21 protein-coding genes and 1 pseudogene are annotated in these 23,371 nt (G+C 61.0%); 18 read left to right on the top strand and 4 right to left on the bottom strand.

Translation table 11 applies throughout. The features are described 5' to 3' along the window. The first annotated feature begins 355 nt into the window (after nucleotides 1–355). Nucleotides 356–1,324: a LysR family transcriptional regulator gene (locus CAG47_RS25430; protein ID WP_177409076.1), complete on the top strand. Its 969-nt coding sequence runs from the start codon at nucleotides 356–358 to the stop codon at nucleotides 1,322–1,324. Between the two features lie 40 nt (nucleotides 1,325–1,364). Here CAG47_RS25430 and CAG47_RS25425 read toward each other — a convergent pair whose 3' ends face one another. Next, on the bottom strand, nucleotides 1,365–1,826 hold the full coding sequence (locus tag CAG47_RS25425; protein ID WP_085728611.1) for a RidA family protein: 462 nt from the start codon (nucleotides 1,824–1,826) through the stop codon (nucleotides 1,365–1,367). A gap of 255 nt (nucleotides 1,827–2,081) precedes the next feature. Here CAG47_RS25425 and CAG47_RS25420 point away from each other — a divergent pair, with 255 nt between their 5' ends. The 4 genes from CAG47_RS25420 to CAG47_RS25405 all read left to right on the top strand — a co-directional run bounded on the left by CAG47_RS25420 (nucleotide 2,082) and on the right by CAG47_RS25405 (nucleotide 5,005). After that, on the top strand, nucleotides 2,082–2,768 hold the full coding sequence (locus tag CAG47_RS25420; RefSeq protein WP_008020170.1) for a hydrolase: 687 nt from the start codon (nucleotides 2,082–2,084) through the stop codon (nucleotides 2,766–2,768). 164 nt (nucleotides 2,769–2,932) lie between these two features. Further along, nucleotides 2,933–3,334 (top strand): helix-turn-helix domain-containing protein, encoded by a 402-nt coding sequence (locus CAG47_RS25415; RefSeq protein ID WP_085728635.1) that lies wholly within the window; start codon nucleotides 2,933–2,935, stop codon nucleotides 3,332–3,334. 205 nt (nucleotides 3,335–3,539) lie between these two features. Continuing rightward, the gene (locus CAG47_RS25410) at nucleotides 3,540–3,959 is read left to right on the top strand and encodes an organic hydroperoxide resistance protein (protein ID WP_085728609.1); all 420 of its coding nucleotides are present in this window, start codon (nucleotides 3,540–3,542) and stop codon (nucleotides 3,957–3,959) included. A gap of 32 nt (nucleotides 3,960–3,991) precedes the next feature. Next, on the top strand, nucleotides 3,992–5,005 hold the full coding sequence (locus tag CAG47_RS25405; protein ID WP_085728607.1) for an alpha/beta hydrolase: 1,014 nt from the start codon (nucleotides 3,992–3,994) through the stop codon (nucleotides 5,003–5,005). A gap of 169 nt (nucleotides 5,006–5,174) precedes the next feature. Here the strand turns inward: CAG47_RS25405 and CAG47_RS25400 are convergent, their stop codons facing one another. After that, the gene (locus CAG47_RS25400; protein ID WP_085728633.1) at nucleotides 5,175–6,554 is read right to left on the bottom strand and encodes a cytosine permease; all 1,380 of its coding nucleotides are present in this window, start codon (nucleotides 6,552–6,554) and stop codon (nucleotides 5,175–5,177) included. A 518-nt stretch (nucleotides 6,555–7,072) separates the two neighbouring features. Between CAG47_RS25400 and CAG47_RS25395 the strand changes: the two genes are divergently transcribed. The 9 genes and pseudogenes from CAG47_RS25395 to CAG47_RS25355 all read left to right on the top strand — a co-directional run bounded on the left by CAG47_RS25395 (nucleotide 7,073) and on the right by CAG47_RS25355 (nucleotide 16,796). After that, nucleotides 7,073–7,642, top strand: coding sequence for a YSC84-related protein (locus tag CAG47_RS25395; RefSeq protein WP_085728605.1), 570 nt, complete (start codon nucleotides 7,073–7,075; stop codon nucleotides 7,640–7,642). Between the two features lie 893 nt (nucleotides 7,643–8,535). Further along, nucleotides 8,536–9,945: a DUF1254 domain-containing protein gene (locus CAG47_RS25390; protein WP_085728603.1), complete on the top strand. Its 1,410-nt coding sequence runs from the start codon at nucleotides 8,536–8,538 to the stop codon at nucleotides 9,943–9,945. A gap of 613 nt (nucleotides 9,946–10,558) precedes the next feature. Then, nucleotides 10,559–10,756, top strand: coding sequence for a hypothetical protein (locus tag CAG47_RS25385; protein WP_085728601.1), 198 nt, complete (start codon nucleotides 10,559–10,561; stop codon nucleotides 10,754–10,756). A gap of 176 nt (nucleotides 10,757–10,932) precedes the next feature. Next, nucleotides 10,933–11,460, top strand: coding sequence for a hypothetical protein (locus tag CAG47_RS29150; protein WP_256577540.1), 528 nt, complete (start codon nucleotides 10,933–10,935; stop codon nucleotides 11,458–11,460). Beyond that, nucleotides 11,457–11,708: pseudogene (locus CAG47_RS25375) on the top strand (hypothetical protein). Before CAG47_RS29150 ends, CAG47_RS25375 begins: the two are co-directional and overlap by 4 nt. An 846-nt stretch (nucleotides 11,709–12,554) precedes the next feature. Continuing rightward, nucleotides 12,555–13,706 (top strand): efflux RND transporter periplasmic adaptor subunit, encoded by a 1,152-nt coding sequence (locus CAG47_RS25370; RefSeq protein ID WP_085728599.1) that lies wholly within the window; start codon nucleotides 12,555–12,557, stop codon nucleotides 13,704–13,706. Further along, entirely contained in the window at nucleotides 13,703–14,389 is a 687-nt protein-coding gene (locus tag CAG47_RS25365) for an ABC transporter ATP-binding protein (RefSeq protein WP_085728597.1), read from the top strand. Before CAG47_RS25370 ends, CAG47_RS25365 begins: the two co-directional genes overlap by 4 nt. After that, nucleotides 14,389–15,600 (top strand): ABC transporter permease, encoded by a 1,212-nt coding sequence (locus tag CAG47_RS25360; protein WP_085728595.1) that lies wholly within the window; start codon nucleotides 14,389–14,391, stop codon nucleotides 15,598–15,600. The genes CAG47_RS25365 and CAG47_RS25360 overlap by 1 nt, the downstream gene beginning before the upstream one ends. Beyond that, nucleotides 15,600–16,796, top strand: a complete 1,197-nt coding sequence (locus CAG47_RS25355) for an ABC transporter permease (RefSeq protein ID WP_085728592.1) — start codon at nucleotides 15,600–15,602, stop codon at nucleotides 16,794–16,796. Before CAG47_RS25360 ends, CAG47_RS25355 begins: the two co-directional genes overlap by 1 nt. Nucleotides 16,797–16,810: 14 nt before the next feature. On the opposite strand, the gene CAG47_RS29145 is transcribed toward CAG47_RS25355, so the two are convergent. Continuing rightward, nucleotides 16,811–17,119: a hypothetical protein gene (locus CAG47_RS29145; RefSeq protein WP_256577539.1), complete on the bottom strand. Its 309-nt coding sequence runs from the start codon at nucleotides 17,117–17,119 to the stop codon at nucleotides 16,811–16,813. Between CAG47_RS29145 and CAG47_RS25345 the strand changes: the two genes are divergently transcribed. Continuing rightward, on the top strand, nucleotides 17,100–17,765 hold the full coding sequence (locus CAG47_RS25345; RefSeq protein ID WP_085728590.1) for a M24 family metallopeptidase: 666 nt from the start codon (nucleotides 17,100–17,102) through the stop codon (nucleotides 17,763–17,765). The two genes, CAG47_RS29145 and CAG47_RS25345, sit on opposite strands and share 20 nt — an antisense overlap. A gap of 421 nt (nucleotides 17,766–18,186) precedes the next feature. Continuing rightward, nucleotides 18,187–18,639 carry a cupin domain-containing protein gene (locus CAG47_RS25340; protein ID WP_085728587.1) on the top strand — a complete coding sequence of 151 codons (453 nt, stop codon included), beginning with the start codon at nucleotides 18,187–18,189 and terminating at the stop codon, nucleotides 18,637–18,639. Between the two features lie 7 nt (nucleotides 18,640–18,646). Here CAG47_RS25340 and CAG47_RS25335 read toward each other — a convergent pair whose 3' ends face one another. Beyond that, nucleotides 18,647–19,534, bottom strand: coding sequence for a LysR family transcriptional regulator (locus CAG47_RS25335; protein WP_085728585.1), 888 nt, complete (start codon nucleotides 19,532–19,534; stop codon nucleotides 18,647–18,649). Between the two features lie 253 nt (nucleotides 19,535–19,787). Here CAG47_RS25335 and CAG47_RS25330 point away from each other — a divergent pair, with 253 nt between their 5' ends. Next, on the top strand, nucleotides 19,788–21,188 hold the full coding sequence (locus tag CAG47_RS25330) for an MFS transporter (RefSeq protein WP_085728583.1): 1,401 nt from the start codon (nucleotides 19,788–19,790) through the stop codon (nucleotides 21,186–21,188). A 156-nt stretch (nucleotides 21,189–21,344) separates the two neighbouring features. After that, complete coding sequence (locus CAG47_RS29260) at nucleotides 21,345–23,348, top strand: aminotransferase class I/II-fold pyridoxal phosphate-dependent enzyme (protein ID WP_085728581.1); 2,004 nt, start codon at nucleotides 21,345–21,347, stop codon at nucleotides 23,346–23,348. Nucleotides 23,349–23,371: the final 23 nt, after the last annotated feature.

Genomic DNA, 23,371 nt, shown 5'->3' with positions numbered 1-23,371 from the left:
ACTTTTGCATCTCGCGCCCGTTGTCCAACCGGGGGTTGGACCGCAGCGACTACCGTTCGATTCCCTGAGTTCCACAACTTCTTCAGGCCATCTCCAACATTGCCTGAAAGGCCGCGCCCAACTGGAAAGCGACGGTCTAACCACTACCGTCGCAACTGCTGATTGAAACGGTTGAACCAGAAGCTGAATACGCCAATGCGCTTGAACTGCGGCTGTATCTACCGTGATGGGCAGTAATCCACAACCCATGGCAGCCAGTCGGCATAACAGCTTTCAACCAATCGCCGGAACAATGTGGCTGCTTCACCCAACCACTTCTCGTATCATCGGCGCCTTCGCATCTGGAACGAACTGTGTGAAATCGCCAACTGGAAAAGCTCCGGCTACCCCTGATGGGACGAAGTGGGACGTAGGCGAGGCTGTCAATCAGCTCTCGTGGGACGACTTGCGCATCATCAAGACGCTCAGTGATTGCGGCAATCGTTCGGCTACGGCCAAGAAGCTTGGCATCAATGTATCCACCGTTTCGCGTCGAGTTGCTCAAGTTGAGCGAACGCTCGGCATCGCGCTGTTCGATCACCGCAAATCAGGGTATCTGCTCACCGCCGAGGGGGCTGAATTGCGAGCACTCGCCGAGCGAGTGGAGCTGGATATCGTCAGCGTCACGCGGCGTGTTTCACGTTCAGGCCAAGGCCCCCTGGGGAAACTTCGAATTACCACCAGCGACTCGCTGCTGCTGTACTTCTTCACCCCCATCATCGCGGACTTCAAGGCCCTGAACGAGGGAATCACCATCGAGGTGCTGGTGGGCAATCAAACCCTCAGCCTCGCCCGGGATGAATCGGATATCGCGATTCGAGCGACGAGAAAACCTGCGGAAAGCCTGGTCGGACGCAAACTGGCGAACATTGCCTGGGCACCTTACTGCTGCGCCAGGCAGGTGACTGCCTTGCCCCTTTTCGAAGAGGGCCAGGCATGGGTGTCATACTCCGCAGCGCTCTGCGGTTTGAAGGCGACAAGCTATGTCGAAAGCAGAGTCGCTGCCGAGCGCATAGCGTACCGCACCGATTCTGTTGCAGCAGCCAGCGCTGCAATCGCGGCGGGTCTGGGATTTGGATTCCTTCCCTGCATGTTGGGCGACATCACCCCAGGGTTGGTACGCGCCGGCCCGGTGGTGCCAGAGCTTCAGGATGAGTTGTGGCTGCTGACTCACCAGGACATTCGAAAATCGTGGCGAGTCAAAGCATTCATGACCTTCTGCGCCGCTGCCGTGGCCAGTCAAAAGCCCCTGGTCGAGGGGCAATTGATACTCCCGGTCACCTAGGCTTTTCGTACAAACCCTGGATCGAAACCGGGAGCGCAGCTCAGATGTCTCGGGCGCCAATCACGGCCTTGCACACGATCTCAATCAGCTGCGGACGCTGGGCAAGTCTCGACACCCCAATGATATTGCTCGCGCACTGAGGCCGCTCAGTGCCATAGGCCGCCTTGCGCACTTTGCCGACCACCGCGAACGCAGCGTCCATGTCCAGTACATAAAGCGTTTCCTCGACAACATCTTGCATAGTTGCGCCATACAAGGCGAGCAGCTTCGAAATGTTGTCGTAAGAGACCCGCATCTGCTCTCCCATCGAGGAGAAATCACTGGGCTTGCCGTCGGCGTCCAGCGGCGCCGGGGCTACCAGATTACCTTCCTCATCATGGTTGAATTGACCTGATACGTAGATCTCGTTTCCTACCCGCCGTGCCTGCGGATAGCCATATGCCTCCTCCCAGGAAACACCCCAGTAGGCGGTCTGCTTGTTGAACGGTTGTGAAGCTGCCATTGCATTCTCCTGCACAGGACGGACCGGCTTGATCCGAATGGGCGAATGCTAGCAGCGCGATCGCAAATTTTATGGCTCATAAATGAGCCGACAGGAGCGCAAAAATGCGCCACCGACAGGCGCCTTGTTTCGTTATCTTTTGCTCGTCCTCAAGCAACGACGCTGAGGAGTGCGCTCGTGGCTACGGTAATGCCTGCAAGGTGCGGGACCCGAGACTGGTGCGATTGAACTTCATCAAGCTGAAAGGAAACAAAAATGAGCAATCCTAAAACTGAAGTCCTGACTCCGCTTAACAGCCAACTGATCTTCATCGATCAGCAGCCACAGATGGCCTTCGGCGTTCAGAGCATTGACCGGCAAACGCTGAAGAACAATACCGTTGCCTTGGCCAAGGCAGCGAAGATTTTCAATGTCCCCACCACCTTCACCACGGTAGAGACAGAAAGCTTCTCAGGTCACACCTACCCCGAGCTGCTCGCTGTGTTCCCGGACGCTCCGCTGCTGGAGCGCACCTCCATGAACTCCTGGGATGACCAGAAGGTACGCGACGCACTCAAGAGAAATGGTCGCAACAAGATCATCGTCTCCGGCTTGTGGACCGAGGTATGCAATGCCACCTTCGCCCTGTCGGCAATGAACGATGCCGGCTATGAAATCTATATGGTTGCGGACGCCTCCGGCGGCACCACCAAAGAAGCCCACGATTACGCCATGCAGCGCATGATCCAGGCCGGCGTGGTACCGGTGACCTGGCAGCAGGTGCTGCTGGAATGGCAACGGGACTGGAAGAACCGCGACACCTACGACGCCGTAATGGAACTGGTAAAGGAGCATTCCGGTGCATATGGCATGGGCGTCGACTACGCCTATACCATGGTGCACAAGGCACCTGAGCGCGTTCAGCATGGCCCCACCCTGGCGCCTGTCGCTGCATCTGTCTGAGCCATCGCCAGTCCCTGCCCTGGGGGCTGGTCACAGACTTGCGAAGGGTGCGCAGTCGACTGAACCGAGTCAACGAGCCTGGCCGGGAACCTCTGGGGATTTCCAATGCCCGGCGCTGTTCGAGTCAGGCGCTCGCATCCTGTTACCTGGATTGATGGATGTGTATGAACAAGGACAAATCTACCGTGCTGGCGACTCTCACACTGGCTTCGACAGGGCAGCTCAAGTCCTGGCAGATAAGAACTGCCAAACAACTGATGCTGGACAGGCTGGATACCGGCATTTCAGTGACTGAACTAGCCGAAGCTTGCGCATTGTCGCGCAGTCACTTCTCACGCATGTTCAAGAAAAGCACCCGGATGCCTCCACAGCGATGGCTGCGTGAACAGCGGGTCATGAAGAGCAGGGAGTTATTGAAGGCTTCCACGATGTTGATCGCAGAGATCGCGCTGGAATGCGGCTTCTGCGATCAAGCTCACTTCTGCCGTACATTCGTGAAGGCTGAAGGCATGACACCCCAGGCTTGGCAGCGACAAGCAATCTGCCCGATTCCGGTCGTTGCTTGAGACGCTAAGGCATCGACAACGCGCGGGCGAGCCCAGGCGGGCTGAGGTGTGACCCTCTTGAAAATCAATTTTTTACAGCTCCAGACGATTTTATAAAAAGCTTGCGCGCTAAATTATTGAGCGGTAACTTACTGTTAATAGTTAGTGCGCAAACATTTATAGCGCAAATAGAATTCCCCGAAGACATTCAAAAGTGAGGAAAGCCATGAAAGTTCTCTACACCGCAGTCGCAACCGCAACCGGTGGTCGTGATGGCCGAGCCATCTCCAGCGACAACAACCTCGACGTGAAACTGAGCACTCCGAAGGAATTGGGCGGTGCCGGTGGTGATGCCACCAACCCTGAGCAACTGTTCGCCGCTGGTTACTCGGCCTGCTTCATCGGTGCACTGAAGTTCGTCGCCAGCCAGAGCAAACGCAGCATTCCAGCCGACGCCTCGATCACTGCGCGGGTCGGCATTGGCCAGGTCCCGGGCGGCTTTGGCCTGGATATCGAGCTGAACATCAACCTGCCAGGCCTGGAGCAAGCCGATGCACAAGCGTTGGTGGAGGCGGCCCATCAAGTGTGCCCGTACTCCAACGCAACCCGTGGCAACGTCGATGTCCGTCTGCACGTCACCGTCTGATTTCCCGCCTCAGCAGAAACAGGAGATATGAAATGAACGTCTTGACCAAAACACTCGTTGGCTCGCTCCTTGCCTTGTCGATCGGTAACGCATTCGCTGACGATGGCGTCGAACACAACACCCAGGCATTCCTCGATGCACTGAACTCAGGCAGTGGCAAACCCATCGAGCAGCTTTCGCCGAAGGACGCCCGCGCGGTACTGGCCGGCGCTCAGGCCGGGGTGAAACTGACACTGCCCAAGGCGGATGTCAGCGAGAAGACCATCACCGTCGACGGCCAGGACATCAGCTTGACCATCGTGCGTCCGGCGGGTGTGAAGGGGACCTTGCCTGTGTTCATGTACTTCCACGGCGGTGGCTGGGTGCTCGGCGACTTCCCGACCCATGAGCGCCTGGTGCGCGATCTGGTCGTCGGGTCCGGGGCGGTGGCGGTGTTCGTCAATTACACCCCGTCCCCTGAAGCGCACTACCCGACGGCGATCAACCAGGCCTACGGGGCAACCAAATGGGTGGCCGAGCACGGCAAGGAAATCAATGTCGACGGCAAGCGCCTGGCGGTAGCGGGCAACAGCGTCGGCGGCAACATGGCGGCCGTGGTCAGCCTGATGGCCAAGGATAAAGGTACCCCGGCCATCAAGTACCAGGTGCTGCTGTGGCCAGTGACCGACGCCAACTTCGAGACAGCGTCGTACAACCAGTACGCCGAGGGGCACTTCCTCACCAGGAACATGATGAAGTGGTTCTGGGACAACTACACCACCGATTCCAGGCAACGTGCCGAGATCTACGCCTCGCCGCTGCGCGCTACCACTGAGCAGTTGAAAGGCCTGCCGCCAGCGCTGGTCCAGACCGCGAGTGCCGATGTGCTGCGTGACGAAGGGGAAGCCTACGCTCGCAAACTGGACCAGGCCGGCGTGCCGGTCACTGCGGTGCGCTACAACGGCATGATCCATGACTACGGCTTGCTGAACGTGGTCAGCCAGGTTCCGGCGGTACGCTCTGCAATGCTGCAGGCTGGCGAGGAGCTGAAGGTTCATTTGAAGTGACCCCCACTCAAGACCGGCGATGTATGCCATGAACTGGTAATCACCGCCGGAAACGAGAAGCCCGCTAAACAGCGGGCTTTTTCGTTTCCGGTGTAGCGTTGGCAGCTCTCCGCCATGGGCATGCTGCTGGCCACTTCATCATCTCCGTATAGCCCATGTGGCCAAGGCATCAGTCAGGAACAGGCGATTGGGATTGATGTTGTTTGAGCGAGGGCTGGCTGTTCACCATGCAGTACAGTGCCCCTGCGAGCACCAGGCCCACCGCCCAACTGATGTCCGCCTCCAGCCAGTTCGCTACAAAGCCGGTGTAGAACGAAAGCTTCATGAACGGGATCGTACCGATGATCGAGACGGCATACACCGCTAGCGTTCGTCGATTGAAGCGCCCGTACCGACCTTTGGGGTCATACAGTTCGCCCACCTCATAGTGACCGCGACACACCCAGTAGTAGTCAGCCAGGTTGATCGCACTCCAGGGGATCAGCAGGTAGAGCTGGCCAATCAAAATGTCTGCAAAGAAGGTGTCAAAACGATACTGGGTGGCGATGGCGATCAGGGTGGCGGCTACGCTCAGCACTGCCATCACCAATGCTTTTGCAGAAGCTGTGACGTATCGCAGCCCGCCAAAGGCTCCGAAGATCGTCACCGAAGACATGTAGGCGCTGTACAGGCAGAGCACGTTGTACTGGATCACCCCGAGCGCAATCACGCCCAACGCCAATGGTGCCCAGCGGCCGAACAACATGGCGATTGCGGTTGCCGGGTCATGTCCGAGCGCTGTAGGGATTGCAACGGCCACCAGAGCGCCCAAAGCCATCATGGCGAAAGAGCCGAGCGCACAGCCGCAGTAAGTTGTCCAGAACGTGGCGCGCGTGCTGACATGGGCCGGCAGGTAACGCGAGTAGTCCGCCACGTAAGGGCCGTAACCCAATGTCCAGGACGCCGCCTGCGCGACGACCAGGTTAAAGGCAATCAGCGAAAAGCCCTGGCCTGTTGCCGTTGTCGCTATCGCGTCGTTGGGGTGCAGCAGGATCAAAGCCAGCGCGCTGGCAAATACCAGCGTCGATATCAGGCTCATCCACGCCCCCAGACGGTGGATCAACTCATAGCCCACGAAACCGATAACGAAGGTCAGAATGCCCACCACCACGATGGCCTGGTCATCGCTGACGGGCACCAGTGCCTTCAAGGCATCGCGCATCAGGACGCCACTGGCGGCCAGGAACAGCACCGCCGCTGTGACCATCACCAGTAAGGGAATCGCAGCGCCATAGACACCGAATTGTGCGCGGCTCTGAATCATCTGTGGGACGCCCAAATGAGGGCCCTGGGCGGAGTGTGCGGCCATGAAGATGGTGCCGACGAGATTGCCGATCAGCAGGCCGAGCAATGTCCAGGCGAAGCTCAATCCCGAGGCGATGCCCAACGTGCCGACCATCAGAGCAGTCACCTGGAAATTGGAGCTGAACCAGATAGTGAACAACCGTCTGGGTGTGCCATAGCGCTCAGCGTGAGGGACAAACTCGATACTTCGTTTTTCAAGCTTCACGACCACCTCCAGATTCATTCCCACGATTATCAGTGGGTGAATCGGGGTTCATCGGCCTGACCACGAACACTTCGTAACTACTAACGACCCACGCGAGCAATGGTTCGTCTGCCACTGGACTGTTCCTGCTTTCGCAGACGGACTTAATCGCAGCTTCTGGCCGATTGTTGCCTGTTGCGAAGGACGGCAACCCACAGCGGAATTCAGTCACTCCGGCGTCATCACTGCGAGTGTCATCTTGATGAATTCTCGGTTTCAAGGTCAGCGTAGCCAGAGGCTCAGGTCGGCAGAACGACGGGAAAAGGCGCCGAGTCTGTCTAAAACCACCGCGATCCATTTTGGTTTGCCGGGCCGATCCGTAGCGTTCATCGCATCGTGTTTGACCAAACGCTTGGCAGGGCTAGAGTCCAATTGTTTGGAGTACGACGTAATAAAGGTCCGACCTGTCAGACGTCAATCAGCAACGGCTGTCGTCACGCAGGTTCATCAATGGTGAGGGTAGAAAAAGAGTATTTCTCATGATCAAACACCTTCAAATAATGGCATTGATTTCTATCTTCGCGATCACCGCGGGGTGCCAAACGAATCAATCGACTTCCGCCTCCGATGTGAAGGCTGCGAACGCTCAGATGGATCGGGAGGCGAAAGCGGCATTGAAGAGTTTGTATATCAGTACGCCAGAAGCGCGTGTCCTGGCGCAGAAAGCCAAGGGTATCCTCGTTTTCCCGGATGTGCTGAAAGCGGGTCTCATCGTCGGTGGACAGCATGGCGAAGGCGAATTGATCGAGAACGGCAAAGTCACGGGATACTACTCGACCACTGCAGCTTCCTACGGTCTTCAGGCGGGCGCGCAGAAGTTTGGTTACGTGATGTTCTTCATGACCTATTCAGCGATGAACGATCTGAAAAATGTCAAAGGATTTGAGGTCGGAGTGGGCCCAAGCATCGTGTTTGTAGATTCAGGCATGGCTAAGTCGCTGACGACTTCAACGGCTCAGTCCGATGTCTATGCGTTCATCTTTGATCAGAAGGGCTTAATGGCTGGACTGGGATTGCAGGGTTCAAAAATTACCAGGCTCAATCGCTGAAGCCTTCGTTCGGCAGGACGCGGTAGAGGGCTGGGTCAATTCTTGGGCCCATCTTTCAGGGGGAGGGCGGGGTGATGTGGCGATTTGTGAGGGTTTGGCGGCGTCCGGCTATGGGATCAAACCCCATATTCCCCGGTATGTCGTCATAATCAAATGTCGCATCTACCCGCTTGAAGGGCTGTAGTCGACTGTGGATTCAACCGGTGTGACGACGAAGATCGCTAGAGTGCTGTTTCGGACGATATCCTCGATCCAGAGGTGTCCTTGCCATTGAGTCCGAAGCCTTACAAATACAAATCAGGCGCCTCTGGAGACGACAATGAATGCCTCACTGCTTGCTCGTATAGCTCGGCAACACTCTCAAGTCCCCCCATGTACCTTGCTCTATCTTTAGAAAACCGTTCCATCACCTACCAAAAGCTGAATCGTAGGGCGGACCAAGTAGCTCGCGGGTTGTGGGCTGAAGGGGTGTATGGAGCCGAAAGGTGACAGCAATTCTGGAGGGCTGTTCGCGTAGTGCGTTAAAGCACCTATCACGGCTTAACTGTCCTTCCCAGGCGGGGAAGCCGGTGAGTGGGGCATTGAGCCGCGCTCTCGAAAACTGCGGATTTTCGCCTAGACCACCATTGGATGTGCTGCCTCGGCTGTATAGGTTCAGAATTGGCTCAGGACACTCGTATCCGGGGGATTGGAATAACAGCAACCTTCGGAGACGGACAAGAATGATTGACGTAATGATGGGGGCCAGCTTCCCCATGCATCGAAGTAAACAAATGTCGAAACAGCAGCTATTCTACCGGCGGTGGCCCTTTGCCCGCTTCAATAGCGTCGCTATCCAGGGGGCGAAGGACTACGGCGCATACAGCTCTATCTCATAGCCAAGGAGAATGCATATGAGAGTAATGCCAACAGCCATACTGGCTTCCGCAATCAGCCTAAGCCACGTCGGCTACTCGTCGGCAACTGATCAGGAAGAACTCCTGCAGATCGCCAAGGACGCCTATGTCTACGGCTACTCGCTGATCACCACCGAGGTCACGCGTGTGCAAATGTCCAACGTGGACAAGGTGGGTACCGAGCATGCGCCCATGGGGCAATTCGCCAATAGAAAGCGTTATCCAGCGGCAGATTATCGCGGTGTGTCCGCTCCGAACGCTGACACCCTCTATTCGATTGCCTGGGTGGACGTCAGTGAGCCGCAGGTGTTCAGCCAGCCCAATATGGGTAAGCGCTATTACCTGATGCCGATGTACAGCCTGTGGATGGACGTCTTCGATTCCCCCGGCGAGCGTACTGCTGGTGATACCGCAGCGAATTACCTGCTGACCGGACCGGGTTGGGAGGGCAAGGTGCCTGAGGGCATGACCCAGGTGAAGTCGGCCACTCGCAAGATGCTGATCCTGGGGCGTACCTACGCCGACGGCACCGAAAAGGATTACAAGGCGGTCAACGCGCTGCAGGCACAACTGAAGATTACCCCGCTCTCGGCCTGGGGCAAGCCCTATACACCCAAGGCCCCCGCTGTGGACCCGAACCCGGGCTTCAGCATGACCGACAAGCCGCAGGAAGTAATTCTGGCCATGGGGACCGAGGGTTACTTCAACAAGCTCGCCGACCTGATGTGCAAGGACGCGCCGCCGCCCGCTGCGGACGCGCCCATGCTCGCCCGTATGGCCAAGCTTGGCATTGAGCCTTGCAAGCCGTTCAAGCTCGCCAATCTAGACCCGGCGCTGCAGGCCAAGCTGGCCGATCTGCCGCAGGTCGCCTTGAAGGAAATTGTCGCCGGTCAGCCGTCCGTGGGGAGTGAGATCAACGGCTGGCGGTTCACTAAAGGACTCGGTGTATACGGTACTGACTACATGAAGCGCGCCGTGGTTGCAGCCTTTGGCTGGCCGGCGAACGTCGAGAAGGACGCGGTTTACCCGTACACCCAGATCGACAGCACAGGTCAGAAGCTCGAGGGTAAGAACAAATACACCCTGACCTTCGCCAAGGGTCAGACGCCTCCGGTGAGCGGTTTCTGGTCGATCACCATGTACGAGATCGACAAGGGCTGGTGGTTCGTGCCGAACCCCTTGAACAAGTTCACCGTCAGCGCCCGCAACAACCTGCACTATAACGCCGATGGCTCGCTGACCCTGTACTTCCAGCACGAATCTCCCGGCAAGGACAAGGAAGCGAACTGGCTGCCTGCGCCTAAGGGTGAGTTCCTGCCGATGATGCGGATGTACTGGCCAAAGGATGGCAGTCTCTCCATCCTGGATGGCACCTGGACTCCGCCGCAGGTCCACAAGGTCGAGTAACCCCCCCCCCCCGAAGCAGGCCCCACTGTGCCACGCAGTGGGGCCTTTGCAACTTCACGTAGTCTCTCCTCGCAAGGCCACCGGGTTTTGCGGTCCTTACTCCTGCCTGCCCGAAACGTACCGCCGATGTGAGTCGATTTCTGCCTTTCGCCTCCGTCAGCTTCGGGTCGTTTTCTACCTCTTGCGTCGGGCAGAAAACGGCCAATAGCAGTGACGACCACCGGCAGTTGCCCGTTGCCTAGCCCAACGGCGACCGACAAATCAGCCTTTGGCAAAACCGTGATGGTGCCGATAGTGGTGCACTAGAGCGGATTGATCGGCGCCCGGTCTATGCAATGTGGATCGGGCGCTGGTCGCTTCTGGGTTGGCTTTCAATCTGACTTGAGCTCGAACTCGACAAACCAGTAGAGACTTATTACCTCAGAAAAGTGAACGTATTGTTCCTCCTGTACCTTTGAGAAGCCGACATGTGGATAGGGATTCGCCTTCCCTTCGCGCACCCGTAACGACCCGAACCGAAGTGAGAAAATCCCACTTCGCTCAACCAGAAAGGAACCCCCGCGCCGCTAGCCGAGGCCCTGCTACGCTGAAAGTACCTTCAGGAGGCAGAACGATGCAGTTACATGAAGCCTACGTCGTGAATGAATTGACCAATTACCGCGAGGTGAACATGGCGTTACAGGACGGCTGGAAGCTGTTGGCTGTGATGTCAGCATCGAGCGTGACCGACCCGGCGCGCATCCAAGTGCACTACGTGGTTGGTAAGCCCAAAGACACCGCACCAAACTCCGGCGAATTTACCGTCGAGTAGGAAGTCCCACGCTTTACGAGTAACGGAGAGAAAGGTAAATAGGCCCCCACACGTGTCAGGAGTGTGGGGGCCTTTTTTGGGCCCCACGGCCACCAGTCCCCCAGGGACTGGTCTACCCTAACCTCATCCTCTGGTTTACGCCGAGTCGGCCGCTCACTCGAAAAAGGATTTTCGCCATGCCCCGCGAGCAACTGCCGCTCCCCGCCGACCAACGGTCACCCCTGGCGCCCCGTCTGCCGACCACCCCCCTGCAGGACGCTTGGCATGACATCGTGCGCCGCCTGGAGCTGGCCCGCGACTTGCCCGCTCTGGAGCTGCGCGCAGAACATGCGCAAGCCTGGGCCTCGGCGCTGATTCAGGCCGAAGTGATTGACCGCGACACGTTCCGCTCCCTTGTCCGCGTGCGAGAGCGGGTGTGCAAGCGCGTCGCGTCTCCAAGAGGCCGAGTAATGAGCGGCCGCGATGGGCACGACCCGTTTGCCGCGTACAACCTGCCGGCAGCGGTGCATGCCCAAGCGCTGAAACTGCTGGTCCGCATCGCCCAGGCCGACACACCGACCGCCTGCCTGCGCGCGGCTGATCGCGCCGAAGGCTTCGTCCTGGGGCTGGAGACGGTCAAGGCGCTGAATGCGGCAAGCCTCGAGGCGTTGTATGTGGCCTTCGACAACGCGGCCACGGCGCGGCAATTGGAACTGGAGCAATGATTGGCGAGGGCATTCAGGAAGAGGTGCTGCGCGCCCTGGTCGAGCAGCACGCAGTGTGGGAAGCGGTGGTCGGCCGGGTCGCGGGGGATGAAAAACACTAGTCGCTGTCGGTGCGCCTGGGCAGCCCGAGCGCGCGGCTGATCCCGGTACGCTCGCGGCGCGAGAAGGTGCGCACCTGGGCGAGCCTGACGGCAGTCGGGCACTTTGCCGACGCGGTGGGGCTCAAGGGGGTTGTGGTCGAACTGTGACGCGGTGCGCGGGCCAATGCCGGGCACAAAAAACCGCCGTTGGCGGGGCGGTTTGTTTGTGCGCGCGAATAGGCGCTTCGATTGGCGCTTCGCTGAATGGTCCACGAATTGATCATAAGTTGGACCCCTTACAGACACCGTAGAGGGCCTGTAAGGGGGCCCTGAGATGCGCGCCTAGTGAGCTGGGTGTGTAATGGACTGATGCCGCCTGACATCGGTTATGCCGTATCGCTTTGCTATCTCAGCGATGGATAAATAGCAGCCCGTCCAATCCGCACCACTCGCATGGAAGGGAACATCCGAATGGATCAATGCGTAACACACCGCGTCATGTGGTGAGAGTCGATTTGCAGCAATTTCAAACGCTACTCTCTTCCCTTGAAAGCTGTAACAAACCCTACATGGCATGATTTCTCCTCCACAGGGCATGCACATTATTCAGGATAGATGTGAGTCCCCCCTAATTTCGTAGACACCTCCCATCCGTTATCGTTCGAACGTTAGGTAGACCCCACGCAGGTAATAATCCGGATCGGCTCGCTCTTCAGCAGGCAGTGTCAGCGGGCGAGGCGACATCCGATTGAACGACTGTTCTTGGCCGCTTGAAGACCTTCGTATATGGGCAAAGCGTGGCCCGGTTTCCGGGGATACTTCGCCGGCATGGCGTCGCCGCGGCAAGGAATCTTGTTGAGTTGGCATAGCTGGGCAACAGCAGTTGCGAGAGAAATAAATCTCATTACGCCATTTATCTGACGCTCGTCCGAAAATCGTCGGATAAATGACGTTTTGCGTTGAGCTTTTACCCTCCTGACCTAGGCTCAAGCTTGTGGGGAGGAGGTACAGTCCATGCGCAAATTGTTGATTGGCACGTCGATGCTGGCCTGTCTGGTGGCGCTGGGCGGTTGGTTGAGTCGACCACAGCCGTTGCCGGTCAGGCTGCTGGAGGTTGAGCGGGGACCGGTGGAGACGCTGGTGGCCAACACTCGCGCGGGTACGCTGAAGTCCTGTCGACGCTCGCATCTGTCCTTCAAGGTCGGCGGCCAGGTTGCCGAGTTGCTGGTCGGCGAGGGCCAGCGGGTCCAGTCGGGCCAGGTGCTCATGCGCCTGCGGCAGGACGAGCAACAGGCCCGGTTGCAGGAGGCCGAGGCGCGTCTGGAGGCCCAACGCAACGCCCGCGAACAGCGTTGCCAGCAGGCTCATCTGGACCGGCGCGACCTCGAGCGCCTGGGCCAACTGGCCGACCGCAAGTTGGTTGCCGCCGATCGCCTCGATCAGGCCGAGACCAAGGCAAACCTGGCGAAGTTGATGTGCAGTGCCAGTGACGTGCGGATCCGCGAGGCCGACGCCAACCTGCAGTTGCAGCGTTCACTGCTGGAGCAGGCGACCCTGCGCGCGCCATTCGACGGCATAGTCGCAGAAATCAATGGCGAACTCGGCGAGTTCGTTACTCCTTCGCCGCCGGGTATTCCCACGCCGCCAGCGGTCGATCTGATCGACGACAGCTGCCTGTATGTCGAGGCGCCGATCGATGAGGTGGACGCTGCCCGGGTCCACCCCGGAACCGCCGTGCGCATCAGCCTGGATGCCTTCCGAGGCCAGCATTTCGCCGGCCGCGTCAGCCGCATCGCGCCCTATGTGCGTGAACTGGAGAAGCAGGCGCGCACCGTCGATGTCGAGGTGCGCTTCGACCAGCCGCCGGCCGATCTGGTCCTGCTTACCGGCTATAGCGCCGATGTCGAGATCCTCCTGGAGCAGCATGCACGTGCTTTGCGCATCCCCACCGAGACCCTGCTGGAGGGGCGGCGTGTGCTGCGATATGACCCGAGCGCCCGGGTGTTGCGCGAGGTGGAGGTGCAAACCGGGTTGAGCAACTGGCGCTGGACCGAAGTGCTCGCTGGGCTGGACGAGGACGCGCGTATAGTCGCCAGCCTCGACCAGGAAGGGCTCAAGGACACCGTGTCGGTGATCCCGGTGGCTGCGCCGGAGACTGAGAAATGATCCGCCTGCGCGGCGGCAGCCGCAGCTTCCAGTTGGGCGAGCAGCAGGTGATGGGGCTGGATGGCCTGGACCTGGACATCGCCGCCGGCGACTACGTGGCGGTGATGGGTCCGTCGGGCTCGGGCAAGTCGACCCTGCTCAACATCCTCGGTTTGCTCGATGCGCCGAGTGCCGGCGAATACTGGCTGCAGGGCGAGGCCACGGCGACGCTGAGCGAGGCGCGGCGCGCCCAATTGCGCAGCCGGCTGATAGGTTTCGTGTTCCAGTCCTACCACCTGATCGCACGGCTGACGGTGCTGGAAAATATCGAACTGCCGATGGTCCTCGCCGGCATCGGCGCGGCGCAACGGCACAAGCGCAGCAGCCAATTGGTGGCGCGCCTGGGGCTGGGCGAGCGCATTGCCCACCGCCCGGCCGAGCTGTCCGGTGGTCAGCGCCAGCGCGTCGCCATCGCCCGGGCGATGGTCATGCAACCGGCACTGTTGTTGGCCGACGAGCCCACCGGCAATCTCGATAGCCAGGCCGGCGCCGAGGTCTTCAACCTGCTGGAGGAGCTCAACGGCGAGGGCCTGACCCTGATAGTGGTGACCCACGACGCCAGCCTGGGCGCCCGCGCGCAGCGCCAGTTACACATGCGTGACGGGCGGATCCACAGCGCTGCGCCGCAGCGGGCGTTGGTCTGATGCGCGCTGCCGATGCCCTGGGCTTCTGGCTCGGCGCCCTGCGTGGGCATCGCTCGCGCAGCCTGATGCTGTTGCTGGCCATCGCCATCGGGGTGGTTGCGGTCAACCTGCTCACCGGTCTCGGCACGGGCGCGCGGGCTTTCGTCCTGAACGAGTTCTCGCTGCTCGGGCGCGACATCCTGATCGTTTTCCCGGGCCGCAAGGAAACCACGGGGCGCATGCCGCCGCTCACCGGCCTGACGCCGCACGAGTTGACCTTGCAGGACGTCCAGGCCATCACCCGGTTGCCGGGCATCCGCCGGGTCGCGCCGCTGCAGGCCGGGCAGATGGAGGTGATAGTCGGCAACCGCAATCGTGAGGTGCTGGCCCTGGGCGCCACCCGGGACTTCTTCGCCATTCGCCAATTGAAGGTCGTCCAGGGCCAGCCCCTGCCGGCGCTGGACCCTGAACAGGCCGAGGCCGTCTGCGTGATTGGCGGCAAACTCCGGCGCGAGCTGTTCGGTGCGCGCCCGGCACTGGGTGAATGGTTGCGCGCCGGCAACCGGCGCTTCCGGGTGGTCGGCATCCTCGATGAGCGGGGCGAATCCCTGGGGATGGATTTCGCCGAGATGTTGATCATCCCGGTGGCCAGTGCCCAGGCCTTGTTCAATCGCGAGGGGTTGTTGCGGGTGTTTGTCGAGGTGCGTGGTCCGAGCTTTCTCGACCGTAGCAAGCGGTTGATAATCGCCGCGCTCAAGGAGCGCCACGAGGGTGAGGAAGACATCACCCTGGTCAGTCAGGACAGTGTGCTCAGTGCCTTCGACGAGATACTCGCGGTACTGACCCTGGCGGTGGCCGGGATTGCCGCGATCAGCCTGCTGGTGGCAGGCATCCTGATCATGAACGTGACCTGGATTGCGGTGAGCCAGCGCAGCGCCGAAATCGGCCTGCTCAAAGCCATAGGTGCGACGGCGGCGCAGCTGCGCCTGCTGTTCCTCGGCGAGGCGGCGCTGCTCGCCCTGACGGGGGCGCTGGCGGGGCTGCTTCTGGCCGAAACCTTGCTCTGGCTGGGGCGCCTGGCGTTCGATCTGCCGCTCTATGCGCCCTGGTGGGCGCGGGCTGGCGCGGTACTGCTGGCACTCGGCACGGCGTTGCTGTTCGCCTGGCTGCCGGCCGCTCGGGCCTCGGCGCTGGAACCGGTGGCGGCGCTACGCCCGCCGGGAGCGCACTGATGCGCTGGCAGGATGGTTTGCGGCTGACCAGCTCGGCGCTGACCTGTCGCCCCTTGCGCAGCCTGCTGACCCTGCTCGGGATCGCGATCGGGATAGCCGCCGTGACGCTGCTCACGGCCATAGGCGAAGGCGTGCGCGGCTATGTGCTGGAGAACTTCTCGCAGTTTGGCACGCGGATCATCACCGTGCGCCCGGGCAAGACCCAGACCAGCGGCCTCGGCGGCCTGCTCGGCAGCGTACGGCCACTGACTATCGGTGATATCGACACCCTGCGACGCTTGCCCCATGTCGAGGCGGCGGTGCCGATCATTCCGGGCAGCGGGGATATCCAGTTCGGCCAACTGAGCCGGCGCAGCGACATTCTCGGTGGCGGCCATCAACTGGCGCAGGCCTGGCGCATGCAGCTGAGCCTGGGCGAGTTCCTGCCCGTGGCCCGTGACGGTCGCTCGCCGCCTTATGTGGTGCTCGGCCATCAACTGCGTGTCGAGCTGTTCGGTACACGCAATCCGCTGGGCGAACTGATCCGCGTCGGCGGCGTGCGTTTCCGGGTGATCGGCGTGATGGCGCAGAAGGGCCAGTTGCTCGGCTTCAACCTCGACGATATCGCCTACATCCCGGTGGATTGGGCCGAAAGCCTGTTCAACCGTACCGGGGTGGTCAAGGCCCATGTGGTGTTCGGCGCCGGCACCACTTCGCAGGCGTTGAGTCGACAGATTCGCCAGGTGCTCGGCGAACGGCACGGCGTGGAGGACTTCAGCCTGAGCACCCAGGACGACATGCTGCGCAGCTTCAACCGCGTTCTCGGCACCCTGAGCCTGGCCATCGGTGCCTTGGGGGGCATTTCACTGTTGGTTGGCGCCGTCGGCATTCTCACCATCATGACGACCACTGTGGGCGAGCGCACGGCGGAAATCGGCCTGTTGCGGGCGATTGGTGCCAGTCCGCGGCAGGTGCTCGGGCTGTTTCTCGCCGAAGCGACGCTGCTGTCCCTGGCCGGTGGCCTGCTTGGTCTGCTGTTGATGGGGCTCCTGCTCGGGCTACTGCACCTGGTCATGCCGAGCCTGCCCTTGGCGCTGCAGCCGCTGTTTCTGCTGCTGGCGTTGCTGCTGGCGGCGGTGCTCGGCATTCTCGCCGGCCTGGCTCCGGCACTGCGGGCGGCCCGCCTGCATCCGGTGGCGGCACTGCGCAGTGAATAGCGGCAAGGCCGTCGCTATCCGACCCTTGGCGGCCGTTCGAGATCCTGGGTAGCGTCGAATCCAGTCACCGAAAACTCTTTGCTGGCCGCCTTCAGGATCAATTGCTGATTGCGCTGGCGGATGCGCGTCACTGTGGGCCTGAGGACGTGATCCAGCGCGCCGAATTGATCACCGGTCACGGTGCTGGCGATTGTCATAAGGTCAGGTGAAGCCTGGGTCATGGCTTTATCTTTGATATTGAATATCGCAATATACAAAACTATATAGCGGTTGGCCTGCGTTTTCTTACCAAGGGAATGAATGATGAGTACGGTCTTGAGCAACAAAGAGGCGGTAGGTGAGCGTTATGCGCTCGAGTCGATGCGTCACGCACAGCAAATGACCTGGAAGGCCATCGAACAGATCGCCCGTGTCATCACCCCCGGCATACGCGAATCCGAGGCACAGGCGCGAGGCAAAGAGATCCTGGCGGAACTGGGTATGGACCGGATCTGGCATCCGTTGCTGATCCGCTTCGGCGGCAACACGCTCAAGACCTTCAAGCAGCGCTCGGATGGCGATCCCGTGCTGGGGACCGACGACATTTTCTTCATCGACATGGGGGTGGTGTGGCAGGGACATGAAGGCGATGCCGGCGCGACGTTCACCACCGGTTCCGATCCGCAAATGATTGCCTGTGCCGCGGCGGCCAAGGAGCTGTTCAATCGGGTCGAAAGCTTCTGGCGCAGCGAGCGGGTTTCGGGGGTGGCGCTTTACGACTTTGCGGCCGCTCAAGCGCAGACCATGGGCTGGACGCTCAACCTCGATATCAAGGGTCACAGGGTCAGCGATTTTCCCCATGCGATTTACCGGGGCGGCGACCTCGGGGATCTGGATCAATATCCGAACACCGGCCTGTGGATTCTGGAAATCCAGCTTGCCCATCCCGAGCGTCCATTTGGCGCGTTCTATGAAGACTTGCTGATTTGAACAAGGCCTCCTGGTGTTTTTCATCCTCGGTTGGATTGTCTGGTGTTGCTGGACGCACAGCGTGAGCGCCTGTTGTAGGAGCGAGCCAGCTCGCGAGGCCATTAACGAATCCGCATGCTGGCTGGCTAAACGCGGTGCTCTTGAGTCCATCGCGAGCAGGCTCGCTCCTACAGTAAACACAATGGAGTTTTCCGTTCACCGACCATCCACAATGCGCGGCAGCCCCAGGGAATTACCCTCGGGCAGCGACTCTGGCAGCGGCAGGATTGTATCCGCAGGTATCCGCGACATCCGTCGTTACCCAGGCATACAAAATCGCCGTTTCCCGACACCCGGGCGATACACGACTGCCTTCAAATGGACCCACCGGCATCGCGCCGCTTCCGACGCGGCCAGGCGTGGTTCAACTGGAGGAAAGACTATGTTGCGTACCCACACCCGTCACACCATCGGCAAGCTGGGGTTGGTTCTGGCCGCCGCAGGGCTCGCGACCTTTGCGAGCCTCTCCCAAGCCCAGGAAGTACAGGCGGCTCCAGTCGTCAAAAGCTGGCAACAAGGGCTGCATCGCACGGACCTGTTGCGCGATGACCTGGGCGCCGCCGATCACGAAGTCATTCAGGTGCTCGTCGACTTCGATCCGGGCGTCGCAGCGCCGAGGCATGCTCATCCGGGGGTAGAGGTGGCGCATGTGATCAGCGGCACCTTCGAGTATCAATTGGAAGGGCGGGCACCGGTAACGCTCAAGGCCGGCGATTCGTTGTACATCCCCGAAGGCGTCGCGCATGTGGCGAAGAACACAGGCCGGGACAAGGCAGCGGAACTGGCGACCTACATCGTGAAAAAAGGCGAGCCGCTGCTGATCCTCAAGCCGTAGGCGAGGGTCATTGCGTACTGCAAATCTCCCACACGCAGCCGCGCAGCCAGCGATGCGCCGGGTCGGCGTCCATGCGCGGATGCCACAGCATAGAAACCGTGATCGGTGGCGTGGGGAAGGGCAGGGCAAAGCAATGCATCCCCTGGCACAGGTTGCCGACGTGCCGCTGCGGTACGCTGGCGACCAGGTCTGAAGCCCGCGCCAAGGCAATCGCAGAGGCGAAGCCGGCGACGATGGTGACGATGTCGCGTTGCAACTCCAGCTCACCCAAGGCGTCGTCCATGACGCCTTTTTCGTGGCCGCGGCGCGAAACCAGAATGTGTCGGGCGGCGGCATAACGTACCGCTGTCATCTCGCCTTGAGTCAGCGGGTGACCCTCACGCACGACGCCAATGAACCGGTCGCGAAACAGCATCCGGGTTCGTACTTCCGGGCTGGTGGTTTCGTCGATCACGCCGGTTTCCAGGTCCACCGAGCCGTCGCGCAGCAAGGTGCTGTCCCTGTTCAGCTTCTGCAGGAAATTCAAGCGGACACCGGGTGCCGCTTCGTTGATGCGTGCGAGCAGTGACGGCCCGAAGTTTTCCACGAAGCCGTCGCTGGTGCGCAGGGTGAAGGTGCGGGTCAGTTGCTTGAGATCGAGTACCTCGGTGGGGCGCAGGACGGCTTCGGCGTCCTGCACCAGCACGCCGACGCGTTCACGCAGTTCCAGCGCCCTCGGCGTGGGCACCAGTCCGCGCCCGGCCCGCACCAGCAGCGGATCGCCCGTGGTTTCGCGCAATCGCGCCAGCGCCCGGCTCATGGCCGAAGGGCTCAGGCGCAAGCGTTGTGCCGCTCGCGCGACGCTGCCTTCCTCGAGCAATACGTTCAGGGTGATCAGCAGATTCAGGTCTGGCATCGAGTCGATTCCTGTAGGAGCGAGCCCTGTGGCGAGGGGGCTTGCCCCCGTTTGAGTGCGTAGCACTCACAAGATCTATGGTGCACCAGAGATTTTGGGGCTGCTTCGCAACCCAACGGGGGCAAGCCCCCTCGCCACAGGGCTCGCTCCTGTATGTGGCGTCTGGTGCATGAATAACGTGCAACTGCTGCGTCTTCCGCCATGTTATGGCCAGGCTTAGGCTCCGGACAACCTGTTTGCGGAGTCGCGAGAAATGAAATCCCTGTCGATACGAGGAACCTTGGCCAGCCTGTCGTTATCCATGCTGCTGTCGTCCCTGGGCACCAGCATTGCCAACGTTGGCTTGCCGACACTGGCCGAGGCGTTTTCAGCGTCGTTCCAGGCTGTGCAGTGGGTAGTGCTCGCTTACTTGCTGAGCATCACGGCGCTGATCGTCAGCGTCGGTCGGCTCGGCGATCTCGTGGGGCGGCGGCGCTTGCTGCTGGTCGGCATCGCCGTGTTTACCGTCGCCTCGATCCTCTGCGCCCTGGCACCCAACCTGTGGTTGCTGATTGCCGCCCGGGCCTTACAGGGCATCGGCGCGGCGACCATGATGGCGTTGACCATGGCGCTGGTGAGCGGGGCGGTGCCCAAGGAAAAAATGGGCAGCGCCATGGGGGTGCTCGGCACAATGTCGGCGATTGGCACCTCACTGGGGCCAACGCTCGGCGGCCTGATGATTGCCCACATGGGCTGGCAGGGGATTTTTCTGCTCAATGTGCCCTTGGGTGTGTTGGCGATGGGGCTGGTCTGGGCCTTTTTGCCGGTTGATCGCCACGAAATGACCTCCACCCGGCCAGGTTTCGACACGCTCGGTACGCTGGTATTGGTCCTGACCCTGTCCGCTTACGCACTGGCAATGACCCTTGGACGCGGCAGCTTCGGCCCGCTCAATGCGGCGCTGCTGCTGGTCGCGGTGATCGGCCTGATTCTGTTCGTGTTCGTCGAGCAGACGGCCGCGTCGCCGTTGGTCAATCTGGCGATGTTGCGCAACCCGCGGCTGAGCTGCGGGTTCGCCATGAGTACCCTGGTGACCTCGGTGGTCATGGCGACGCTGGTCGTCGGCCCGTTCTATCTGTCGGGCGCGCTGGGTTTGAGCGCGGCGAGTGTCGGTCTGGTGATGTCGGTCGGGCCGCTGGTGGCGGCATTGGCCGGTATGCCGTGCGGTTGGCTGGTCGACCGATGGGGCGCGCAGTGCTCAAGCACGGTCGGGCTGCTGGTCATGTTGACTGGCGCGTGCGTCCTTCCCGCCGTGCCGACGAGCGTCGGCGTCCCCGGCTACCTCATTCCGCTGGTGGTCCTTACGGCCGGATACGCGCTGTTCCAGGCGGCGAACAACACCGCCGTGATGGCGGACATTTCGCCGCAGCAACGTGGCGTGATATCCGGTGTGCTCGGCCTGTCACGCAACCTCGGGTTGATCACCGGGGCTTCGGTGATGGGGGCGGTGTTCGCCTTCGCCACGGCCGGTGGCGACATCCTGCAAGCACAACCGCACGCTGTCGCCCAGGGCATGCGGGTCACGTTCGCTGTCGCGGCGGTGTTGATCGTCGTGGCGCTGGTCATTGGCACGCTCGGCCAACGGGATTCCCGGCGCCCGGCAACCTCGTGCTGAAAAACGGCGCGACTGTCGTGAAAACGACCTGTTTGCGCTGAACGCGAAGCCTTGTGAGTTTTCTATTGAACGAGTGTTCAGTCTCGACTATGTTGGGGCCACCTTCCCCCGGCTGGTTGCGGGCTTGCGTTTCTTCAATTCGAACGAGGCACTGGCATGCGGTTTTCACCCTTTGTTGAGCGGATCAGTGGCCAGGGCGTTGCCGCCTGGGATATTCACTACGCGGCCAATGCCGCACAGCGCAATGGCGAGGACGTGATCATCCTCAGTGTCGGCGACCCGGATTTCCCCACCCCCGACTTCATTACCGATGCCGCCATCCACGCCTTGCGCGAAGGGGATACCCACTACACCGAAATCGCCGGTCGCCAGGCTTTGCGCGAGGCCATTGCCGGTCGCTACAGCCGACTGATCGACCGCGAACTGCAGGCGTCGAACGTCATTCTCACCGCCGGTGCGCAGAACGCCTTGTTCGCCACCTCGATGTGCCTGCTCGGTGCCGGTGACGAGGTGATCGCCTTCGATCCGATGTACGTCACCTACGAAGCCACGCTCAAGGCGTCCGGCGCCACGCTGGTGCGGGTGCCCTGTGCGGCGGATTCGGGTTTCCGCCTGGATGCCGCTGTATTGGCCAAGGCCATTACCCCGCGTACCCGGGCGATGTTCTTCTCCAACCCGAACAACCCCACCGGCGTGGTCCTCGGTCGCGAAGAACTGCAGGCCATCGCCGACCTCGCCATCGCCCATGACCTGTGGGTGGTGGTGGACGAGGTCTACGAGAGCCTCGCCTACGAGCGTGAACACCAAAGCCTGGCGGCGTTGCCGGGGATGGCCGAGCGCTGCGTGGTGATCGGCAGCCTGTCCAAATCCCATGCCATGACCGGTTGGCGCATCGGCTGGATTCTGGCCAATGAAGCCCTGGTCAATCATGTCGAAACCCTGGTGTTGAGCATGCTGTACGGCTTGCCCGGCTTCGTCATGGAAGCGGCGCTCAAGGCCGTGCAGTCCCATGACGAAGTCACCCACGGCATGCGCGAGATCTATCGCCGGCGCCGCGATCTGGTGGTGTCCGGCCTGGCCGATTGCCCGGGCATCAGCGTGCTCGAACCCGATGCCGGGATGTTCGTGCTGGTGGATGTGCGCGGCACCGGCCTGACCTCGCTGGAGTTCGCCTGGCGTCTGCTGCGCGAGGCCGGTGTCTCGGTGCTCGATGCGGCGGCATTCGGCGAACCGGCCCAAGGGTTCGTGCGGCTTTCGTTTACCTTGAGCGAAGAGCGCCTGACCCAGGCCTGCCAGCGCATTCGCGGCTTTGTCCAGGTACTCGACGGCGAAGCGCCGAGGCCGGTGATAGGCACGGTGACCAGCACCGCGACCGTCGAACCGGTCGCCGCCAGACCCATGATCGAGGTCGATGGCCTGCACAAGCGCTTCGGCAATATCGAAGTGCTCAAGGGCGTTTCCCTGACGGCCCGCGAAGGCGACGTGATTTCCCTGATCGGTGCCAGCGGCTCGGGCAAAAGTACCTTGCTGCGCTGCATCAACATGCTCGAAGTGCCGGACCAGGGACGCATCCTGGTCGATGGCGAAAGCATTCACCTGAACCAGAATCGTCCCGGCGCACCGCTGGTGTCCGACGCCAGGCAGCTTGTGCGCATAAGGTCCAGCCTGGGCATGGTGTTTCAGAACTTCAACCTCTGGCCCCATCGCACGGTGCTGGAAAACCTCATCGAAGCGCCGACCCAGGTCCTGCGTGAAAGCCGGGCGGAGGCCACCGAACGGGCCGAAGCGCTGCTCGAGCGCGTGGGGCTGGCGGCCAAGCGCAACGAGTACCCGGCGTTTCTCTCCGGGGGACAGCAACAACGGGTGGCCATCGCCCGGGCCCTGGCCATGCGGCCCAAGGTCATGCTGTTCGATGAACCCACCTCGGCACTCGACCCGGAACTGGTCGGGGAAGTGCTGCGGGTGATCCGCTCCCTCGCCGAAGAAGGCCGGACCATGATCCTGGTGACTCATGAAATGGCGTTCGCACGCGATGTCTCTTCCAAAGTCGCCTTCCTGCATCAAGGGCTGATCGAGGAAACCGGTTCGCCGGACGAAGTGTTCGTACACCCACGCAGCGAGCGTTGCCGGCAATTCGTCAACGCTCATCAGACTCGCTAACTCATCATAAAAAGACGGGAAAA

It is taken from the genome of Pseudomonas sp. R37(2017), assembly GCF_002113375.1.
Classification (GTDB): domain Bacteria; phylum Pseudomonadota; class Gammaproteobacteria; order Pseudomonadales; family Pseudomonadaceae; genus Aquipseudomonas.
The sequence above is the reverse complement of the archived record's forward strand: the minus strand, read 5'-3'. Positions and strand labels throughout refer to the sequence as shown.